This is a genomic window from Paraglaciecola sp. L1A13 (assembly GCF_009796745.1).
Classification (GTDB): Bacteria; Pseudomonadota; Gammaproteobacteria; order Enterobacterales; family Alteromonadaceae; genus Paraglaciecola.
This window is the reverse complement of the sequence record NZ_CP047024.1, coordinates 4,747,580-4,764,188: the sequence shown is the minus strand read 5'-3', so window position 1 is coordinate 4,764,188 and position 16,609 is coordinate 4,747,580. Positions and strand designations below refer to the sequence as shown.

General features: G+C 43.6%; 15 protein-coding genes. 6 read left to right on the top strand and 9 right to left on the bottom strand.

Going from position 1 to position 16,609, the window contains the following annotated elements:
* Positions 1-32 precede the first annotated feature (32 nt).
* From GQR89_RS20335 to GQR89_RS20315, 5 genes are all read right to left on the bottom strand, one after another.
* Positions 33-1,532, bottom strand: coding sequence for a cell wall metabolism sensor histidine kinase WalK (locus GQR89_RS20335; protein ID WP_158771912.1), 1,500 nt, complete (start codon positions 1,530-1,532; stop codon positions 33-35).
* Positions 1,532-2,251 (bottom strand): response regulator transcription factor, encoded by a 720-nt coding sequence (locus GQR89_RS20330; protein WP_158771911.1) that lies wholly within the window; start codon positions 2,249-2,251, stop codon positions 1,532-1,534. The genes GQR89_RS20335 and GQR89_RS20330 overlap by 1 nt, the downstream gene beginning before the upstream one ends.
* Positions 2,252-2,386: 135 nt before the next feature.
* Entirely contained in the window at positions 2,387-3,106 is a 720-nt protein-coding gene (locus GQR89_RS20325) for a spondin domain-containing protein (protein WP_199271351.1), read from the bottom strand.
* 10 nt (positions 3,107-3,116) lie between these two features.
* Positions 3,117-3,821, bottom strand: a complete 705-nt coding sequence (locus GQR89_RS20320; RefSeq protein WP_158771909.1) for a spondin domain-containing protein — start codon at positions 3,819-3,821, stop codon at positions 3,117-3,119.
* Positions 3,822-3,970: 149 nt separating this feature from the next.
* Positions 3,971-4,933, bottom strand: coding sequence for a hypothetical protein (locus tag GQR89_RS20315; RefSeq protein WP_158771908.1), 963 nt, complete (start codon positions 4,931-4,933; stop codon positions 3,971-3,973).
* 388 nt (positions 4,934-5,321) lie between these two features.
* On the opposite strand from GQR89_RS20315, the gene GQR89_RS20310 reads away from it, so the two are divergent.
* On the top strand, positions 5,322-5,543 hold the full coding sequence (locus GQR89_RS20310; RefSeq protein WP_158771907.1) for a hypothetical protein: 222 nt from the start codon (positions 5,322-5,324) through the stop codon (positions 5,541-5,543).
* Between the two features lie 81 nt (positions 5,544-5,624).
* Here GQR89_RS20310 and GQR89_RS20305 read toward each other — a convergent pair whose 3' ends face one another.
* Positions 5,625-6,698 (bottom strand): peptidase M42, encoded by a 1,074-nt coding sequence (locus GQR89_RS20305; RefSeq protein ID WP_158771906.1) that lies wholly within the window; start codon positions 6,696-6,698, stop codon positions 5,625-5,627.
* A gap of 114 nt (positions 6,699-6,812) precedes the next feature.
* Positions 6,813-7,718: a phosphoribulokinase gene (locus tag GQR89_RS20300; RefSeq protein WP_158771905.1), complete on the bottom strand. Its 906-nt coding sequence runs from the start codon at positions 7,716-7,718 to the stop codon at positions 6,813-6,815.
* Positions 7,719-8,126: 408 nt separating this feature from the next.
* On the opposite strand from GQR89_RS20300, the gene ompR reads away from it, so the two are divergent.
* Entirely contained in the window at positions 8,127-8,849 is a 723-nt protein-coding gene (ompR, locus tag GQR89_RS20295; RefSeq protein WP_158771904.1) for a two-component system response regulator OmpR, read from the top strand.
* A 27-nt stretch (positions 8,850-8,876) separates the two neighbouring features.
* Positions 8,877-10,175: a two-component system sensor histidine kinase EnvZ gene (gene envZ / locus GQR89_RS20290; protein WP_158771903.1), complete on the top strand. Its 1,299-nt coding sequence runs from the start codon at positions 8,877-8,879 to the stop codon at positions 10,173-10,175.
* Between the two features lie 18 nt (positions 10,176-10,193).
* Here the strand turns inward: envZ and hslO are convergent, their stop codons facing one another.
* Together hslO and GQR89_RS20280 are read right to left on the bottom strand one after the other, a co-directional pair.
* Positions 10,194-11,087, bottom strand: a complete 894-nt coding sequence (hslO, locus tag GQR89_RS20285) for an Hsp33 family molecular chaperone HslO (protein ID WP_158771902.1) — start codon at positions 11,085-11,087, stop codon at positions 10,194-10,196.
* A gap of 33 nt (positions 11,088-11,120) precedes the next feature.
* Positions 11,121-11,525, bottom strand: a complete 405-nt coding sequence (locus tag GQR89_RS20280; protein WP_199271350.1) for an RNA-binding S4 domain-containing protein — start codon at positions 11,523-11,525, stop codon at positions 11,121-11,123.
* 502 nt (positions 11,526-12,027) lie between these two features.
* Between GQR89_RS20280 and gspC the strand changes: the two genes are divergently transcribed.
* The 3 genes from gspC to gspE are packed head-to-tail and all read left to right on the top strand — an operon-like array spanning position 12,028 to position 16,609.
* A complete protein-coding gene (gene gspC, locus GQR89_RS20275) occupies positions 12,028-12,963 on the top strand; it encodes a type II secretion system protein GspC (protein WP_158771900.1) in 936 nt (311 codons plus the stop codon).
* 5 nt (positions 12,964-12,968) lie between these two features.
* Positions 12,969-15,047: a type II secretion system secretin GspD gene (gene gspD, locus GQR89_RS20270; protein WP_158771899.1), complete on the top strand. Its 2,079-nt coding sequence runs from the start codon at positions 12,969-12,971 to the stop codon at positions 15,045-15,047.
* Entirely contained in the window at positions 15,047-16,609 is a 1,563-nt protein-coding gene (gene gspE / locus GQR89_RS20265) for a type II secretion system ATPase GspE (RefSeq protein WP_158771898.1), read from the top strand. Before gspD ends, gspE begins: the two co-directional genes overlap by 1 nt.

The following is a 16,609-nucleotide window of genomic DNA, read 5'->3' as shown; positions in this document are numbered from 1 at the left end:
CGGAATATGATATAGCAAATTAATCCCTCACCCTAATGGGTAAGGGCGTTGCTGTTAACTAATGTCAGTTCGAAACTAAAACACGTTCCTTTGCCTAACTGGCTTTCTACTTTTAGGTCAGAATTGAGTAATGTCATCAGTTTTCGGCATATTGCTAAGCCAAGACCGGCATGACTGCACGCATCTGTTTTTGTGTTACTGGCTTGATAGCGAGCATCAAAAATATAGGCTATTTCTTTTGCGCTTATCCCTACACCTGTGTCACGAATATCCACTCGCAGTTTTTCATCATGGATAGCTACAGCTAAGTCAATTTTGCCAAATTCTGGTGTATGACGAATGGCATTAGCAATAAGGTTGGTAAGAACGCGTTCTAATTTGCCAATATCAGCAAACACGTGATATTCACAATCATTGGGAATAACGCTAATTTGGATATTTTTCCCTTGGGCGTCTAAGGCGAATTTGGCGGCGACATCATGCAGTAACTCACCCAAAGGAAATGGTTCTTGGTGCAGCGTTACTTGGCCGCCCTCTAAATAAGCTAACTCAAAAATCTGATCAATAAGGTGTTTAAGGTTTTTAGCGTTTTTGAGTGATACATCGATAAAGTGCTTACGGTCTTTTACTGACAAGGTATCGTCGTTTATTGCCAGTGTTTCGATGTATCCTTGTAAGCTAGATAATGGCGTGCGCAAATCATGGGATAGGTCAGCGAGTAAGGTGCGGCGCTGACTGTCGATTTGACTGAGTTGATCAAATTGCTTGTTGATGTGCGTTAACATATCGGTGAAAGCACACCCTAAGCGGTCTACTTCGTTGTAGCTATTTTTATTCCAAACCGCTAAATCTCGCGGCAACTGCTCTCGATGGAAATCAGCTTCACGGACTTTGTCCATATCATCACTTAAGCGCTGAAGGGGAGACGTAAAGTACTTAAATATAACTAATAGGGCTGCTAACAGTAGTAACAATCCAACGACTAAAAATAGGGCTATTTCGCGCATACTTTGACTGTTTTTAAGATTCGCTAATATTGAATCGTAGCGCTCACCGCCAATGATCACATACAAGTAGCCCTGTAACTTATCGTCGTTAAAAACAGGCGCGGCGGAAAATATTTTTTGTCTGCCAAGTTGTCTTGGATCGTCGCCTTCGATAGGAAAGTTTTGATTATCGCCAATCAAACTTTTAATGGGGGCAATATTGACAGACTCTGCTTTTACTTTACCCGGTTCGGCCGAGTAAGTGAGAATTTTACCTTGTGGATCTAGGTAATAAAATTCGAAGCTTGGGCCTAAAATCATCAAGGTGTGAAAAAGATTGCCTAAGGCTGCGTAATCGTAAACGCCCTCCTTAAGCAAAGGATTATCTCTGACAAGATGTTCAGCCAAGCCGATATGTAATTTCTGCGCTGCTTCTTGTTGGGTCAGTTTTTGTAATTCATTGGTTGAATAAAAACAGGCGATCATGACCAGCATAAACACTGCAACCAATGAAATGGCGAGACGCTGATAGAAGCAGATCCGCATTAGGTTGATACTCCTTGAGGATTAAATTTATAACCGACACCCCAAACGGTTTGGACGATTTTAGGGGAGGTTGCATCTGTTTCTATTTTTGCCCGGAGTCGATTAATGTGCGAATTAACCGTATGTTCGTATCCGCTATGGTGGTAACCCCATACTGATTCCAACAATTGACTGCGGCTAAATACTTGACTGGGGTGACTAGCCAAATGGTGCAGTAACTCAAATTCTGTGGCGGTTAACACCAGTTCTTGATCAGCGAGGAATACTTGGTGATTCTTTTGATCTATTCGCAGAGATCCCAAGTTCAAAGCGGTGTCAACTTGCTCCGATGGTAGCTGAGCATTTTTTAACAGATGCACTTTACGTAGCTGAGAGCGCACTCTAGCTTGCAATTCTCGTACACTAAAAGGTTTGGTCATATAGTCATCAGCGCCCAACTCCAAACCTAATACGCGATCGGTCTCAGAGGTTTTTGACGTTAGCATAATGATGATTTGCATGGGACGTTCGTCACGGATTTTGCGACAAATGTCCAAACCGCTCATGTTAGGTAACATGACATCCAAAAGGATCACCGCGTAATCGTTATCGAGTGCTTGGCTCAGCGCGATTTTACCGTCTGCTTGGTGATCAATTTCGACCCCCAATTCTAGTAAATTTACACGCATCAGATTTGCTATATCAAGATCGTCTTCAACGATGAGGATTTTATCAGTCATTGGTATCACCACAATTCTAAAAACATATAGAGCGATGAAAAAGCGCTAATCTTTCACAAGATCAGCGCTTTTATTTACGTGTGTATTAATCGTGTGCCATTTTTTATTATTCAGTACGCGATAATACGGGCTAAATTACTCGGTGCGAGTGACTTGTATACGTATCACAGGGTTATCAAACTTATGTTCGATGGTAAGTGTTGAATTGGTTAAACCGTCATCAGCGCTTACGACTCCTGGGTGCATAGAAATAAAGCCCGTGTCGTCACGTGTTGGGTTAAAACCTTCACCATTACCTGCAGGTCCGGGCACGGTTTCTGCTGTTTCAGTATTTTTTTCGGTACCCGCGTCATAGGCAGGGCTGTTGGTTGTCCAGCTGTCACCTACTTCCAGTTGAGATAAATCCCAAGCACTTAAGCCACTAAACGTATCATTGGTGTTACCTAACATCGCGGCTATGGTCATTTTGGCATTGGTGATGTCTTGAATAGTAACGCTGATGGTTAGCTGCTCACCTGGATTGATCCCTGTTTCGCCACCAGCACTAACGGTGCCTAAGGTTAAGAATTCTGCAGAGTCACCGACTTCAGCAATACGCTCTAACGCGACGGTTGCCACATCTCCTAACGCCCAAAGTGTGCCTTCGGTATGAAGTACAACAGCAGGGGGAGACACGGGTTGACCATTGGTTAGATTTGTCACTGTGACTTCATAGCTCACATCAACAGGTACCACTTCTGGTGCGGGCACTTCGACCTCAACAATAACTTCTCTGGTGTCATCGTCATCACAGGCGCTTAATGCCAGTGGAAGCGCTATAAGTAACGCTTTTTGATAATTTTTAATGCTCTTCATCACAGTCTCCTTATCTGACGGTTACTGTTACTTTGGCAACGGGGTTCAACCAACGATGTACGGTATTGTCGACATCGCTTTTACCATCAGTGAGTGAGTCATCACCTATGTTACCGCGGTGAATATGCACTGTTGCGTTGGTATCAGCACCTGCAACACCACTGCCACCTGTACCTAACAATGGCTCTAATGGAGGAGGAACAGGCATACCTGGCGTGCCTGGTGTGCCACTACCGCGAAGCTCATCGTTTGCTTCTGTGCCAGCATCGTAAGCATTTAAATAAACGGTGTACGTACCGGCCTCGGTAGGAATTTCCCAGTTATCTAGACCGACAAAACCATCGTTAGAGGGTAAAACCATGGCCACAACTGACAACATAACGTTGCCATCAACCGTCATTAAATCAGCTGATGCTTTCATCGTAGGTGCAAGTAAACCGCCGGCAGGATCTGAAATCATGTCTGCACTGGCTGCGCTAGCGATTGTAGTAATTCCATCGATGCTGCCACCTTCGGCCATCATCTGTAACTCGGTACTAGCCGTTTCGCCTACTTCAAATAAGCTTACATCTGCAGTATGGGCGACCGCTGCAATAGGGGTGAAATATAGACCGTGTGTTAAATTTTGAATTTCGACTGTGATGTCTGCAGCTAAACTCTGTTGACTTGTTAATGCCAACAAGGTTGCGGCAGATAAAATATTAATACGTTTCATGTTCGTTCCTATAGAGATTGTTGTTTAAGTGCTAACAATCTTGATAGGTAATCGTCCCGAAAGTATCACAGAAAGAAAACGATTTTGTGCTAGTCAAATAGCAGGTAATAAAGCGTTTTCGAGCATAGTTTATCTTTGTCTGGGTGTTGTTACGGTTCGCTCTTATTTGGCTTGGCTTTGACGGCTCTTTTTACCTGTTTTCGGACTGGGATTTTCTCCGCTTTATCGAGCTGTATACTGTAACCGTTGCCACCAATGCCGTTAAATACTTCATCGGTAAAAATAATCGTGTTGTTATCAGCGGCGAACGTTACGGCTTCTTTTTGCGTAACAATGCCCAAATCAATTTGATAAGCGTCTCCTGAAAAAAAGTCGTCTCCTTTCCAGTTTTCAAATAACCATAGGCGTTCTGAATCTAGTAGAACAAGTTTGGTTCGGTCAGGGCTTAATGCTGCTGATGTGACCCAGCACAATTCTTTGATAATGGTGCAGGTCGAAAATTCATTAACGTATTCCGCGTCAAAATTTGCTGCATAGTCGCCAACGCGATACAGGCGAGTTTTTCCATCGAAAGGGCTGGTTCTATTTTTGGTAAACAGATACAGGCTGCGTTTGTAGTAAATGAACGCTTCAACATCATAATGTACGTTCTTACGTGGTTTTTCACCTTCCACAGCTTTAAATTTAGGGTAAGTAAATTTGATGATTTCAGCCGTGGTGGTATCGCCCTTGATATCGATCGGGTTTTCAATTTTATAGATGGTTAACCATTCACGATCGTTATCATTGTTACCAAAGTCGCCAATAAAAAAATGACCAAAATAATCTTGCGTCATATCCTCCCAGTCAGAATTCTTGGCATTGGTGATCTCGATGCTACGGACGATGTCGCCTTTATCATCAAGCTGATATAAACGTGGCGCATCACCTCCATCATTAATCGCCCATAGACGCTGTCTTTTATCATACTCAATACCTGAAATTTCCTTCAAACGGCTATCGAAGCTGATGAATTTTATGCTGTTTAGCATCCACACACGGTAGCCTTGTACTGCCACGAAAATCGTAACGGTTGCGAGTACCAGAAAAGAGATAGATTTTTTTGTTAGCATCGAGAGTAAATAATATGAGTGGTTGTGCAAAGTATACCGTTCTAAAGTAAGAATATTTGGTTATATTCGACAGCAAAGTGCAAAAAAGTGTTACCGCATAGCAACAGCTTTTAGAATTTAATAAATATCACAAAAATGTCGTTAAAAAGCGACAATTTTAAAACGAATTTCACTTAACTTTCTAACTTGTAAGTACATGATGAGTATGTGTTTTTTTGCTTTTTTGATAGTGAGGTAACAAGGGTGTTAATTTTTTATTGAAATACGTTAAAATTTATCTTGACGAGATATAAAATTGGGCGTAAAAATCCGCCGATTGCAGACATTTATCACTGCAAGAAAATACTCTACTATCGCCGAAAGGCATCCTTATTTTGGTGAGGAATTTATGAAATTTTTACTGGGATTGGTTTTATCACTGACTATGTTCGGTGCAGTTGCTGATGAAGGCGAAGTTGCCGATGCAGCGCTAATTGCAGAGTTAACGCAATATTGTACTGATATCGCAGAAGAAGATGGTACCGGCGGACAAAGCCTTAACACATTCTTACTTGAGTGTGTTAACAACGAACTAAGTAGCGAAGGCTACAAAGCTGTTGATAAAATCTAAGTCATATCTGGACTTAATCTTTTAGCCACGCCTTAGGCGTGGCTGTCTTATTTTGACCATCCGTATTTTATATATTCTCGTTTAGCCTTTCGCTAAGACCTCAAGCATATGCAAAAAACCTACGACTGACGTTAAAGGCGCAGACTCCTGCATGGTGTGATAGCCAGATGATGGCACTTGTAAAGTTGTACCGTCTACCAAGCCATTGGATGATGAAATAATACGTCCCAATTCTGTTGCGCCCAAAGAATAAGGCGCTTCGCCTTTGGCTATCAGTTTGGCGTTTTGCGCTTCTACGTAGGTATCTTTAAATTGGTAACTTAATCCAAGGCGCTGACATTCCAACACTAAACGCTCGGTCAAGCGTGGATTAAATACCGCATTGGCATCTTTGTGCCGCAAAATAAGATTTTGCTGCGCCGCGGTGGGTAAATCTGGATAAGGGCTGGTATCAACTACGATTAACTGATTGGTCGAGCCTCCGAAACGTCTGAACCATTCAAGCAAATAACGCCAGCTTTTACCTGCCTCTTCTTGTGCCGTAAAAAATGCCGTGCCTTGAAAGCCACCTTCAAACAAGTGTACCAAGGCTGCAGTGGTCAGTATATTGTCGAGTTGGCCCACTAGTGCTTGATCAGTAATGTTTAACTTGTCAGTAAAGGCCACGGGTGTGCCCGCTACAACATGTTCTAAACCATTGACTTCAAAGATTAAGTTATTACGATTTTCACAGATATAGGCGCCTTTGATTGTCCCCCGGCCACGATAGGCTCCTGACCAAGGCTCATAGGCATAAACTGATTCGCCGTCGAAGCGGTCAACAATTTTTCGCATTAAGCTTTCGCTGACCGAATTACCCAGTAAATCTGAACGAGCGCCTGCTACAAATGCCGCATATTGGAATTCGTTAGGGCCGGTACAGATTAGACCGTGGCGATCAATATGGGCCGAAAACATCATACTGTCAGGTGCATTGCCCTGAGCCACAAGCAAGCCTTCATACCAGGTGACGTTGGCGCCACGTTCTTCTAACTCTCGCTGTAATACGCGAAAGAAAGAATGCTCAGCCCCCACTACGCTGGGGCTGCGCATCAGGCTGCTGAGCAGTTCTATAAAGCTTGTGGGTAATCCAGTCTGAGCGGAGGTATAGGGCATAGTGTACAACCTAAAAGTGTTCTGCCTAATGCGGCAAAAAGCTGATGAAGGTTGCGTTATAGCACGTTAGCTGGCGATTGTTGATAGCAATTGACCTTGAAAGCCATAATGGCGTTACGACTTGTCCGAGACCCAATCCATTTGAAAACCAGCACGGCGCTTTTTATCGAGTATTTCTTCAAGCAAGGGCGTAAGGATTAATTCCATGGCTAAGCCCATTTTGCCGCCAGGTACCACAAGTGTGTTGATGCGTGACATGAAAGCACCTTCAATCATCTGTAGCAAATAAGGATAGTTAACGGTTTTCATTTCGCGGCGAAAACGCACCACGACAAAGCTCTCGTCTTGACTGGGGATTTCCCGAGCGCTGAACGGATTCGATGTATCAACCGTTGGTACTCGTTGAAAATTAACATGGGTGCGTGAAAACTGTGGCGTGATGTACTGAAAGTAATCGTCTAGGCTACGTACTATGCTGCTCATGACCGCCTCACGTGAATGGCCACGCTCTGCAGTGTCACGAACAATTTTTTGGATCCATTCTAAATTAACGATAGGTACCATGCCCACCAGTAAATCAACGTGTGTTGCTACATCGGCTTCTTCCGTTACCACTCCCCCATGTAAGCCTTCGTAAAAGAGCACGTCAGTGTTGCTGGGTAATTCTTGCCAAGGAGTAAAAGTACCTGGCATTTGATTAAACGGTACGGCTTCATCAAATGAATGCAGATAGTGTCGATGTTTGCCACTTCCCGTCTCGGCGTATTCGCTAAATAATTGTTCTAGCATCACGAAGTCGTTAGCTTTCGGCCCGAAGTAACTAATATGTCTTCCCTGTTCTTGGGCTTTACGGATCTCGACTTCCATCTCTGGGCGTGTAAAACGATGAAAACTATCCCCAGCGACCACAGCGGCATTAACCGACAAATTACGAAATATATGACGGATCGCATTTGTAGTTGAAGTGGTGCCGGCGCCAGATGAACCAGTGATAGCGATAATTGGGTGTTTTACAGACATGTATGTTTCTTGACAGAAAAAATGACAACCATTTATAAGCAAGCGACTAGTTTGGGTCAAGGGCTATTCGTATTTAGTTGTGCTTTATCCGCAAATTTTAATGGCAAATTCTCAGGGGGAGGCGTTGCTGGGAAAGGCATACACGCGAATTAGCGCATACTTTTAAGAGAGCTTAAAACTATTTTGCATAGTTAAACATACTAAATAGACTAACGCAGAGCGTACGAAATAGTTGGGTAAAGCGTCGTGCTATGAATTGATGGGTTGCGCCATGAACTGAAAACAACTGTTTCCCATGGAAAATGGGACAAACTTTGTAACAAACCAAAGCCTACTGAATTCAGAGGATGCTTTGGTATTTCAGCGCTTTACCTTATAGTGAGGCTACTGTGATAAAGGGATCCGATAATGGGACAAGAAACCACAAAAATTTTAGTCGTAGACGATGATATGCGTTTGCGTAGCCTGCTTGAGCGTTATTTAGTTGAGCAAGGTTATCAGGTACGAGCTGCTGCCAATGCCGAGCAAATGGATCGCATGTTAGAGCGCGAAAACTTTCATTTGATGGTGCTAGATTTAATGTTGCCTGGTGAGGACGGTTTATCAATTTGTCGTCGTTTACGTCAAAAAGAAAACGAAATTCCTATCGTGATGTTGACCGCTAAGGGTGATGAAGTCGACCGTATTATCGGTCTGGAAATGGGTGCAGACGATTATCTGCCTAAACCATTTAACCCACGAGAATTGTTAGCTCGGATTAAAGCAGTACTACGCCGTAAAGTGGTTGAGGCTCCAGGTGCCCCTTCCCATGCGGAACAAATTGTCGAATTTGGTAAGTTTAGGCTGAATTTGGGTACCCGAGAAATGTCCAGTGACGGTGTGCCAATGACGCTCACCAGTGGTGAGTTTGCGGTATTAAAATCATTAGTTACTCATCCTCGTGAGCCATTATCTCGAGACAAATTAATGAACTTAGCGCGGGGCCGTGATTACAGCGCACTTGAGCGCAGTATTGATGTACAAGTTTCACGCTTGCGCCGCATGTTAGAAGAAGATCCGGCTAGCCCTCGCTATATTCAAACGGTATGGGGTCTAGGTTATGTCTTTGTGCCCGATGGCGGCGGTGCGTAGTTGAACATCAAACCTAGCTAATTTAACGTGAGATTCCTTCCTAAAAGTGCATTTGGGCAAACGGTACTGCTGATTGGTATGTTATTACTGATCAATCAGGTGGTATCGTACCTCTCTGTTACCTATTACTTTATTCGGCCCAGTTATCAACAGATAAATAATCTGTTGGCTACGCAGATTAATTTGGTTTTTATCGAAGAGATTGACCACAAAGATCCTGCACTGCATAAACGCTTTTTTGATGCCACAGGTATGCGCTTGTTAAGCAATGAAAAAGCCCTAGCTGAGGGGGTCGAGCAGGCTATTTATTACCCTTATTTATCTCGTCAAATGAGCTTGAAACTCGGCGGAGAATCTGAGGTGCGTATTACCCAAGGTAATCCGTACTTAGTGTGGGTAAAACCTCCTCAAGATCCTAGTGTATGGGTCACCATTCCAATGCTTAGCCATGGCGAATCAGATATTTCACCGCTGACAATTTATTTGCTGGTAATCGGTATCTTGAGTGTGGCTGGCGGCTGGATTTTTGTCCGCAGGTTAAACAAACCTCTACAAGCATTACAGTATGCTGCTATCGAAGTGGGGCGTGGCAATATACCCCCGCCATTGGAAGCTCAGGGTTCAACCGAATTAATGGCGGTGACCCAAGCGTTTAATCAAATGGCCAAGGGAATTAAGCAGTTGGAAGACGATCGAGCGTTGTTGACGGCAGGGATATCCCATGATTTGCGCACCCCGCTAACCCGAATACGTTTAGCGACTGAAATGCTACCTGAAGCGCAAGATTGGTTAAAAGAAGGCATCGTTAACGACATTGAAGACATGAACGAGATAATCGATCAGTTTATTAATTATGTGCGCCAAGATCAGCAAGAGAGTATGGTTAGCGTGGATGTAAATGATCTTATTCGTGATGCCGTTCAAGTACGGAATATTGAAGAACATCATAATATTCATCTACATTTGAAGCCAATCCCAACCGCGTGCATGCGCCGAGTCGCGTTAAAACGTGTATTGGATAACCTGATCGAAAACGCCTTTCGCTATGGTAGTGAAGATATCGAAATTCGTTCGGGCTTTGATAAAGGCCGTAACTTGTTATTTTTCTCGATTCGAGATTTTGGACCTGGTATTCCAGATACCCAAATAGAAGGCTTATTTAAACCTTTTACTCAAGGTGATAAAGCCAGAGGCAGCTTAGGCTCAGGCTTAGGGCTGGCGATTATCAAGCGTATCGTCGATATGCACAGCGGTGAAGTGACATTAAAAAACCACCCTGAAGGTGGTTTGATAGCCAGCGTGTATATACCTCACACCTGCCCTTAATTTATAAGAGCGGTGCTGTTACTGGGTTTGCCCTTTATCTAATGAAAATGTACCAGCGTGAATGGCATGTACGTCAATTTCATCGAAACGGTATTCGGTATGGCAGTATTGGCAATTCATTTTAATCGCCCCTTCAGTGGCGACGATATCAAGCAACTCTTCCTTTTCTACCGCGGCCAATGCATTGGCACTGCGTTCACGGCTGCAACTGCACTTAAATATTATGTCAGATGGCGCATACACTTCTATCTCTTCTTGATGATAAAGGCGGTGTAAAATCTCTTCTGCGGGCAGGGTAAATAGCTCGTCATCCTTAATGGTGTCAGTAAGACTTGCTAAGTGCTCAAAACCAGTGTCAGCGGTAGATGTAGACTCACTGCTGGTGGGCAGTATCTGCAAAAACATACCGCACGCTTTGGCACTGCCTGCTATTTGTTGGGTGCGTAAAATTACTTTGGTTGCCAACTGTTCAGATTGTTGGAAATAGCTTTCGATACACTCAGCCAATGTCGGTTTGTCTAAAGCAACCATACCTTGATAGCGTTCACCGTCAGTTGGGGTAATGGTGATAACCAACAAACCATTTTTAAAAAGGTCACTGAAATTAGTTGGCAGTGTTTCTACTGTTTCATCCCAGCGGGCAACGCCTCTGAGTTCCTGATTATGGGTACCATTTATTACCGCATAATTAACTGGGCCGTCACTTTGCAGTTGCAATGCAATGTCTCCTTCAAACTTCAACGTTGCCGTTAACAGTGAAGTAGCCGACATTAATTCCCCCAGTAATTTTTGAATAACCGGTGGATAAGCGTATGAGTCTAAGATTGATTGGTAGCTGTTCTCTAGGCGAACAAGCTCGCCACGAACATGGACTTGGTTAAAAAGATAACGGTGAAGTTGGTCAAATGGCATAGTAATTTCTCGATGGTTCAGCAGATACGCTGGTTACTGGTGTTTTAATTGAATAATTTGTCGACGTTGTTTTTTGTCGGGACGCTGATCGGGCTTCGGGCTATGAAAGGCACTTAACTTGCGCATTTCCGTATTTTTTTCACGTTGCGCAATACTTGTTGGTTTTTCTTCAAACATAAGCTGGGCAAGCACTGCAGAGCGTCTATGTTGAGCTAATTCTAACACGGTGATCTCTTTAACATCGAAACCTTGCGGAACTTTTATCTCTGCGCCGAGCTCTACCGCTCTGCTAGGTTTGCAACGTTGGCCATTGTAATTGACCTTGCCAGACATCACTGCGTCTCTGGCTAATGAACGTGTTTTAAAAAAACGTGCAGCCCAAAGCCACTTGTCTAAGCGAACACTTTGTTCTGTAAGAGAATTTTTGCTGTTTTGCATGTAAGTGACCAATATGTAATATTTTCGTAACGATTGCTTAATAGAGTTGTGACCCCAGTGCCTACTCGTTATCATTGGGGGGAAGACAGCGTAATTCAAATAATAATAAAAAATGAGCTGGGGATGTTACGCTCACAGCTTCGAAAAAGAAAACTTAACTCGCGAAAATAGTACTCGTATTAGAAGTTAACGTTAGCATCCTCTGTCGGCAATATTTCCTAGGTATTTATGTTACTGCTTTGAGTGACACGAAATAGGATCTAAATTTGGCTATTCTTGCAGTGAATGCTGGATGGGTAAAGCGGACACGGGTAGACATTAAGTCACGAGCACGGTAGAAGGGATATGAATTAAGCTTATTACCTTACTCGAGGGTTTAACTCAAACCGATAATGGTAAGTTTTAGATGCGTTTGGGGTATGGTTACCTAGGGTAAAAGATCAGAATAATATGCGTATAAATAACGCGAAGCCTTTGCATAACAAAGCTCAACCGCGAGACCATGACTATTACAAATTATAATTACAATCATTTATGGCTAGTTTTGCTTAAGAATCAACAGCAAATTAATCGCGTTGTAGTGGCTCTTTTAGTGATTTTTTTATTGGCTTATTTAGCTGAATTAACTTGGCGTTTGATGCCTCAAAGCGAACTAGCGGCAATTGAAACACCAACAATGCGAGCTAACCCTATAACCGGTGAGACGAATAACGCTCTGGATTTGAACGCGTTGAAACGACTTAATCTGTTTGGTGATTTTCAAGCAGGGCCTGCGGTTGAACAAACAGTAACCGATGCACCTGAAACAAGATTAAATCTGACCTTAACGGGCGTCGTGACCAGTTCAGTAAAAGAGCAGGGCGCGGCCATTATCGAGAACAAAGGCAGCCAAGAAACGTACGGCTTAGGGGACAAGATTATCGGCACCAATGCTACTCTACGTGAAGTCTTTCGAGATCGCGTTATTATTCGAAATGGCGTCGTGAATGAAACGCTTATGCTTGATGGTATTGACTACGACGAAGCAAATAATAAACGCTCAACACCAGCATCAAGGCGCAAAACGCCTGTATCTGCCCCTGCACCAGTTCAGCGAGATGTTGTTACCTTATCAGATGATGTGATTGATGCTACGCGTATGCTTCAGCAGCAACCCGCAAATTTCACCGAGTTTATTTCTGTGGCCCCTCATAATCAAAATGGTGAGTTACAAGGTTATCGAGTGAGTCCGGGCAAAAAACCAGAATTATTTCAAGCCGCTGGCCTGAAAAATGGCGATGTTATTACCGATATTAACGGTTTAAATTTAACCGATCCTCAACAAGCTGTTGAGGCCATGGGCGAATTGCGTCAAGCACAGTCCTTACAGATTACCGTCAGTCGTGATAACGAATTGCTGACCTTATTTTTAGATTTACCCGATGCGGAACAGGAATAACTAGAATGAATTTTATCCAGCGAACAAGCCGTAATATTTTACCCAGCTTGTGCTTTGTTATTGGGACCGCATTTTTTTCTGCGTCAACCTATGTGGCGGCCAACGAGTATTCTCCCAATTTTAAAAACACCGATATTGGTGAGTTTATTAATATTGTGGGTAAAAACCTAAAGAAAACCATCATAGTAGACCCCAATGTGCGAGGTAAAATATCGGTTCGTAGTTATGATTTATTAGATGAAGCTCAGTACTACCAGTTCTTTTTAAATGTACTGCAAGTCTATGGTTATGCTGTTGTTGAGATGCCCAGTGGTATTGTCAAAGTAGTACGTTCAAAAGATGCGAAAACGTCAAACTTACCCGTAGTTGAAGGCACGCCTTTTGATGGCGACGAAATGATCACTCGGGTTATGCCCGTCTATAACGTACCCGTTCGGGAGCTTGCTCCTATATTGCGTCAGCTAAACGATCAAGCGGGTGGCGGCAATGTAGTGAGTCATGATGCATCAAACGTGATGATGTTAACTGGTCGAGCTGCGGTGGTTAACCGTTTGGTGGAAATTATCGAGCGAGTCGATAAAGCGGGTGACGAAGAAGTTGAAATCATCAAGCTGAAATACGCATCCGCCACAGAAATGGTGCGCATTATCGACAGTATTAACAAAACCTCAGGCAAAACAAATGCCGGTGGCAAAGATGCCCCTCGGGTGGTAGCAGATGATAGAACTAACAGCGTTATGGTCAGTGGTGATATCAAAGCGCGCAAACGCATTATTAATTTGATTGAGCGCATGGATCAAGAGCTGGAAAGTAACGGTAATACCCGTGTTATTTTCTTGAAATACTCAAAAGCCGCAGAGTTAGTAAAAGTGCTGCAAGGTGTTAGTGCCAGTATTCAAGCTGAAGAACAAGGTGCGGCGAAAACAACCGCAAAAACGGATCGAGGTATCAGCATTGAGGCTCACGAAGATTCTAACGCCCTCGTTATCACTGCTCAGCCAGATATGATGCGTTCGTTAGAAGATGTTATTCGACAGTTAGATATACGCCGTGCGCAGGTGCAAGTAGAGGCGATAATTGTTGAAGTATTTGAGGGCGACGGCACCACAGTTGGTGTGCAATGGGCTAGTGAAAAATATGGGGCCCAACAGTTCAGCAATGGCAACGTAGTAGGGATCGGCTCGTTAGCAGTCGCGGCCGCTGAGGCAGAAGATTCCACCACGACTACGGTTGGTTTCGATGATGACGGAGACCCTTATTCGTTCGATGAAACAACGGAAGGAGATTATACTGCCCTGGCATCTTTACTTGGTGGTGTGAATGGTTTCCTTGTTGGCGCAGTTAAAGATGGTTGGGGAGCTGTATTACAAGCGGTCAGCACCGACACTAATTCCAATGTACTTTCGACGCCGCATTTAACCACGCTAGATAACGAAGAAGCGTATTTTATAGTTGGTCAAGAAGTGCCGATCATTACCGGTTCAACTACCGGTTCTACTAACTCGAATCCGTTCCAATCCGTTGAGCGTCAAGAAATAGGTATCAAACTAAAAGTTACCCCACAAATTAACGAAGGTAATGCTGTTCAACTACTTATCGAACAAGAGGTTTCGAGTATTAGTGGTGCTACATCAGTGGATATCTTAATTAATAAACGTGAAATTAAAACGACGGTTATCGTGGATGATGGCGGTACGATTGTATTGGGTGGTTTGATTGATGATGATGTACAAGAGAGTGTCTCTAAGGTGCCAATTTTAGGAGATATTCCTTATATTGGTAACCTATTCAAATCAACGACTACTAGTAAATCGAAACGTAATTTGATGGTGTTTATTCGGCCCACTATTATTCGGGACGGAATAACCATGAATGATATTAGTCGTAAAAAATACAACTACATTCGTGCCGAGCAACTTAAACGTCAATCTGAAGGTATTCCATTAATGCCATTCTCAGAAAATCCTGCTTTACCGGAGTGGAACGAAGGGTTGGCTCTGCCTCCTTCATACAATGAATATATGCAAAAGAAAGCTGAAACGGAAGCTGAAAAAGCCATGGAGAAAAAGGGTGACGACGAGTAATGAGCTCTGAAACAATCAGCACTGTTGAAGCGGAAGAGCAGGCGTTAGTTGCAGCGGGAACCGATGTGGATGCGCCTATCGATGAGGCTGAACATAAGCAATTGGCATTTAGCTTTGCTAAACGACATAAGGTGTTACTGGAAACCGCAGAAACGCCAGCTTTGCTTTATCATACCAATGAAACTGACTTTGCCATTTTTGCCGAAGTGCGCCGTTTTTTAGGGCAACCGTTTCAATTACGTGAAATAGAAAGCGGCCAATTTGAAAAGTTACTCACCAGTGCGTTTCAGCGCGACTCATCGGCAGCCAAACAATTAATGGAAGATATCGGTAACGAAAGCGATTTATTTGCTTTGGCTGAAGAGTTGCCTGATACCGAAGATTTGCTTGAAAGTGAAGATGATGCGCCCATTATCAAATTGATCAATGCCATGTTAGGTGAAGCGATCAAGGAAGGTGCCTCGGATATTCATATTGAAACCTTTGAAACGCAACTACTAGTGCGTTTCAGGGTTGATGGGGTGTTACGAGAAATTTTACGTCCCAATCGTAAAATGGCTTCTATGCTGGTATCGCGTATTAAAGTTATGTCTAAGATGGACATAGCCGAGAAGCGTGTGCCGCAAGATGGCCGTATTACGTTGCGTATCGCTGGCCGTGCAGTCGATGTGCGTGTATCGACTATGCCATCAAGCCACGGCGAACGAGTGGTGCTGCGTTTGTTAGATAAAAATAACGTACGCTTAAATCTCGAAGATTTGGGTATGACCAAGGACAACCGTGGACACTTTTCTGAATTGATCCGTAAACCTCACGGTATTATTTTAGTCACTGGGCCAACAGGTTCAGGTAAATCAACGACTTTATACGCGGGCTTAAGCGAAATTAACTCCAAAGATCGCAATATTCTGACCGTAGAAGATCCTATCGAATTTGATTTGCAGGGTATTGGTCAAACCCAAGTGAATGCGAAAGTGGATATGACATTTGCTCGAGGGCTAAGAGCCATATTACGTCAAGATCCGGATGTGGTTATGGTCGGGGAAATTCGCGATTTGGAAACTGCACAAATTGGTGTCCAAGCCAGTTTAACCGGCCACTTAGTGATGTCGACTCTGCATACAAATACCGCCGCGGGGGCGATTACAAGACTTGAAGACATGGGCATTGAACCCTTCTTATTGTCGTCTAGCTTGTTGGCGGTACTGTCACAACGTCTAGTGCGTACATTATGTCCTGAATGCAAAACGTCTTATCAACCTAGTGCGCAAGAATGCACTGTTCTAGGGGTCGCCATCGGCAGTGAGGCGAGCCTGAAAGTATGTCGTCCGAAAGGCTGTGCAGCCTGTAACCATACTGGTTATCGCGGACGTACGGGTATTCATGAATTATTGATTGTCGATGAAGGCATTCGTGAATTGATCCACAACGGCCATGGTGAGCAAGCAATTGAAAAATATATACGTCAAAATACCCCAAGTATACGTGATGATGGTTGTCGCAGGGTGCTCGCTGGTATCACTTCGTTAGAAGAAGTACTACGCGTTACACGAGAAGACTAG

Coding starts and splice junctions, on each gene's coding strand:
- GQR89_RS20335 (WP_158771912.1), bottom strand. CDS start 1,532: ATGCGGATCTGCTTCTATCAGCGTCTCGCCATTTCATTGGTTGCAGTG.
- GQR89_RS20330 (WP_158771911.1), bottom strand. CDS start 2,251: ATGACTGATAAAATCCTCATCGTTGAAGACGATCTTGATATAGCAAAT.
- GQR89_RS20325 (WP_199271351.1), bottom strand. CDS start 3,106: ATGAAGAGCATTAAAAATTATCAAAAAGCGTTACTTATAGCGCTTCCA.
- GQR89_RS20320 (WP_158771909.1), bottom strand. CDS start 3,821: ATGAAACGTATTAATATTTTATCTGCCGCAACCTTGTTGGCATTAACA.
- GQR89_RS20315 (WP_158771908.1), bottom strand. CDS start 4,933: ATGCTAACAAAAAAATCTATCTCTTTTCTGGTACTCGCAACCGTTACG.
- GQR89_RS20310 (WP_158771907.1), top strand. CDS start 5,322: ATGAAATTTTTACTGGGATTGGTTTTATCACTGACTATGTTCGGTGCA.
- GQR89_RS20305 (WP_158771906.1), bottom strand. CDS start 6,698: ATGCCCTATACCTCCGCTCAGACTGGATTACCCACAAGCTTTATAGAA.
- GQR89_RS20300 (WP_158771905.1), bottom strand. CDS start 7,718: ATGTCTGTAAAACACCCAATTATCGCTATCACTGGTTCATCTGGCGCC.
- ompR (WP_158771904.1), top strand. CDS start 8,127: ATGGGACAAGAAACCACAAAAATTTTAGTCGTAGACGATGATATGCGT.
- hslO (WP_158771902.1), bottom strand. CDS start 11,087: ATGCCATTTGACCAACTTCACCGTTATCTTTTTAACCAAGTCCATGTT.
- GQR89_RS20280 (WP_199271350.1), bottom strand. CDS start 11,525: ATGCAAAACAGCAAAAATTCTCTTACAGAACAAAGTGTTCGCTTAGAC.
- gspC (WP_158771900.1), top strand. CDS start 12,028: ATGACTATTACAAATTATAATTACAATCATTTATGGCTAGTTTTGCTT.
- gspD (WP_158771899.1), top strand. CDS start 12,969: ATGAATTTTATCCAGCGAACAAGCCGTAATATTTTACCCAGCTTGTGC.
- gspE (WP_158771898.1), top strand. CDS start 15,047: ATGAGCTCTGAAACAATCAGCACTGTTGAAGCGGAAGAGCAGGCGTTA.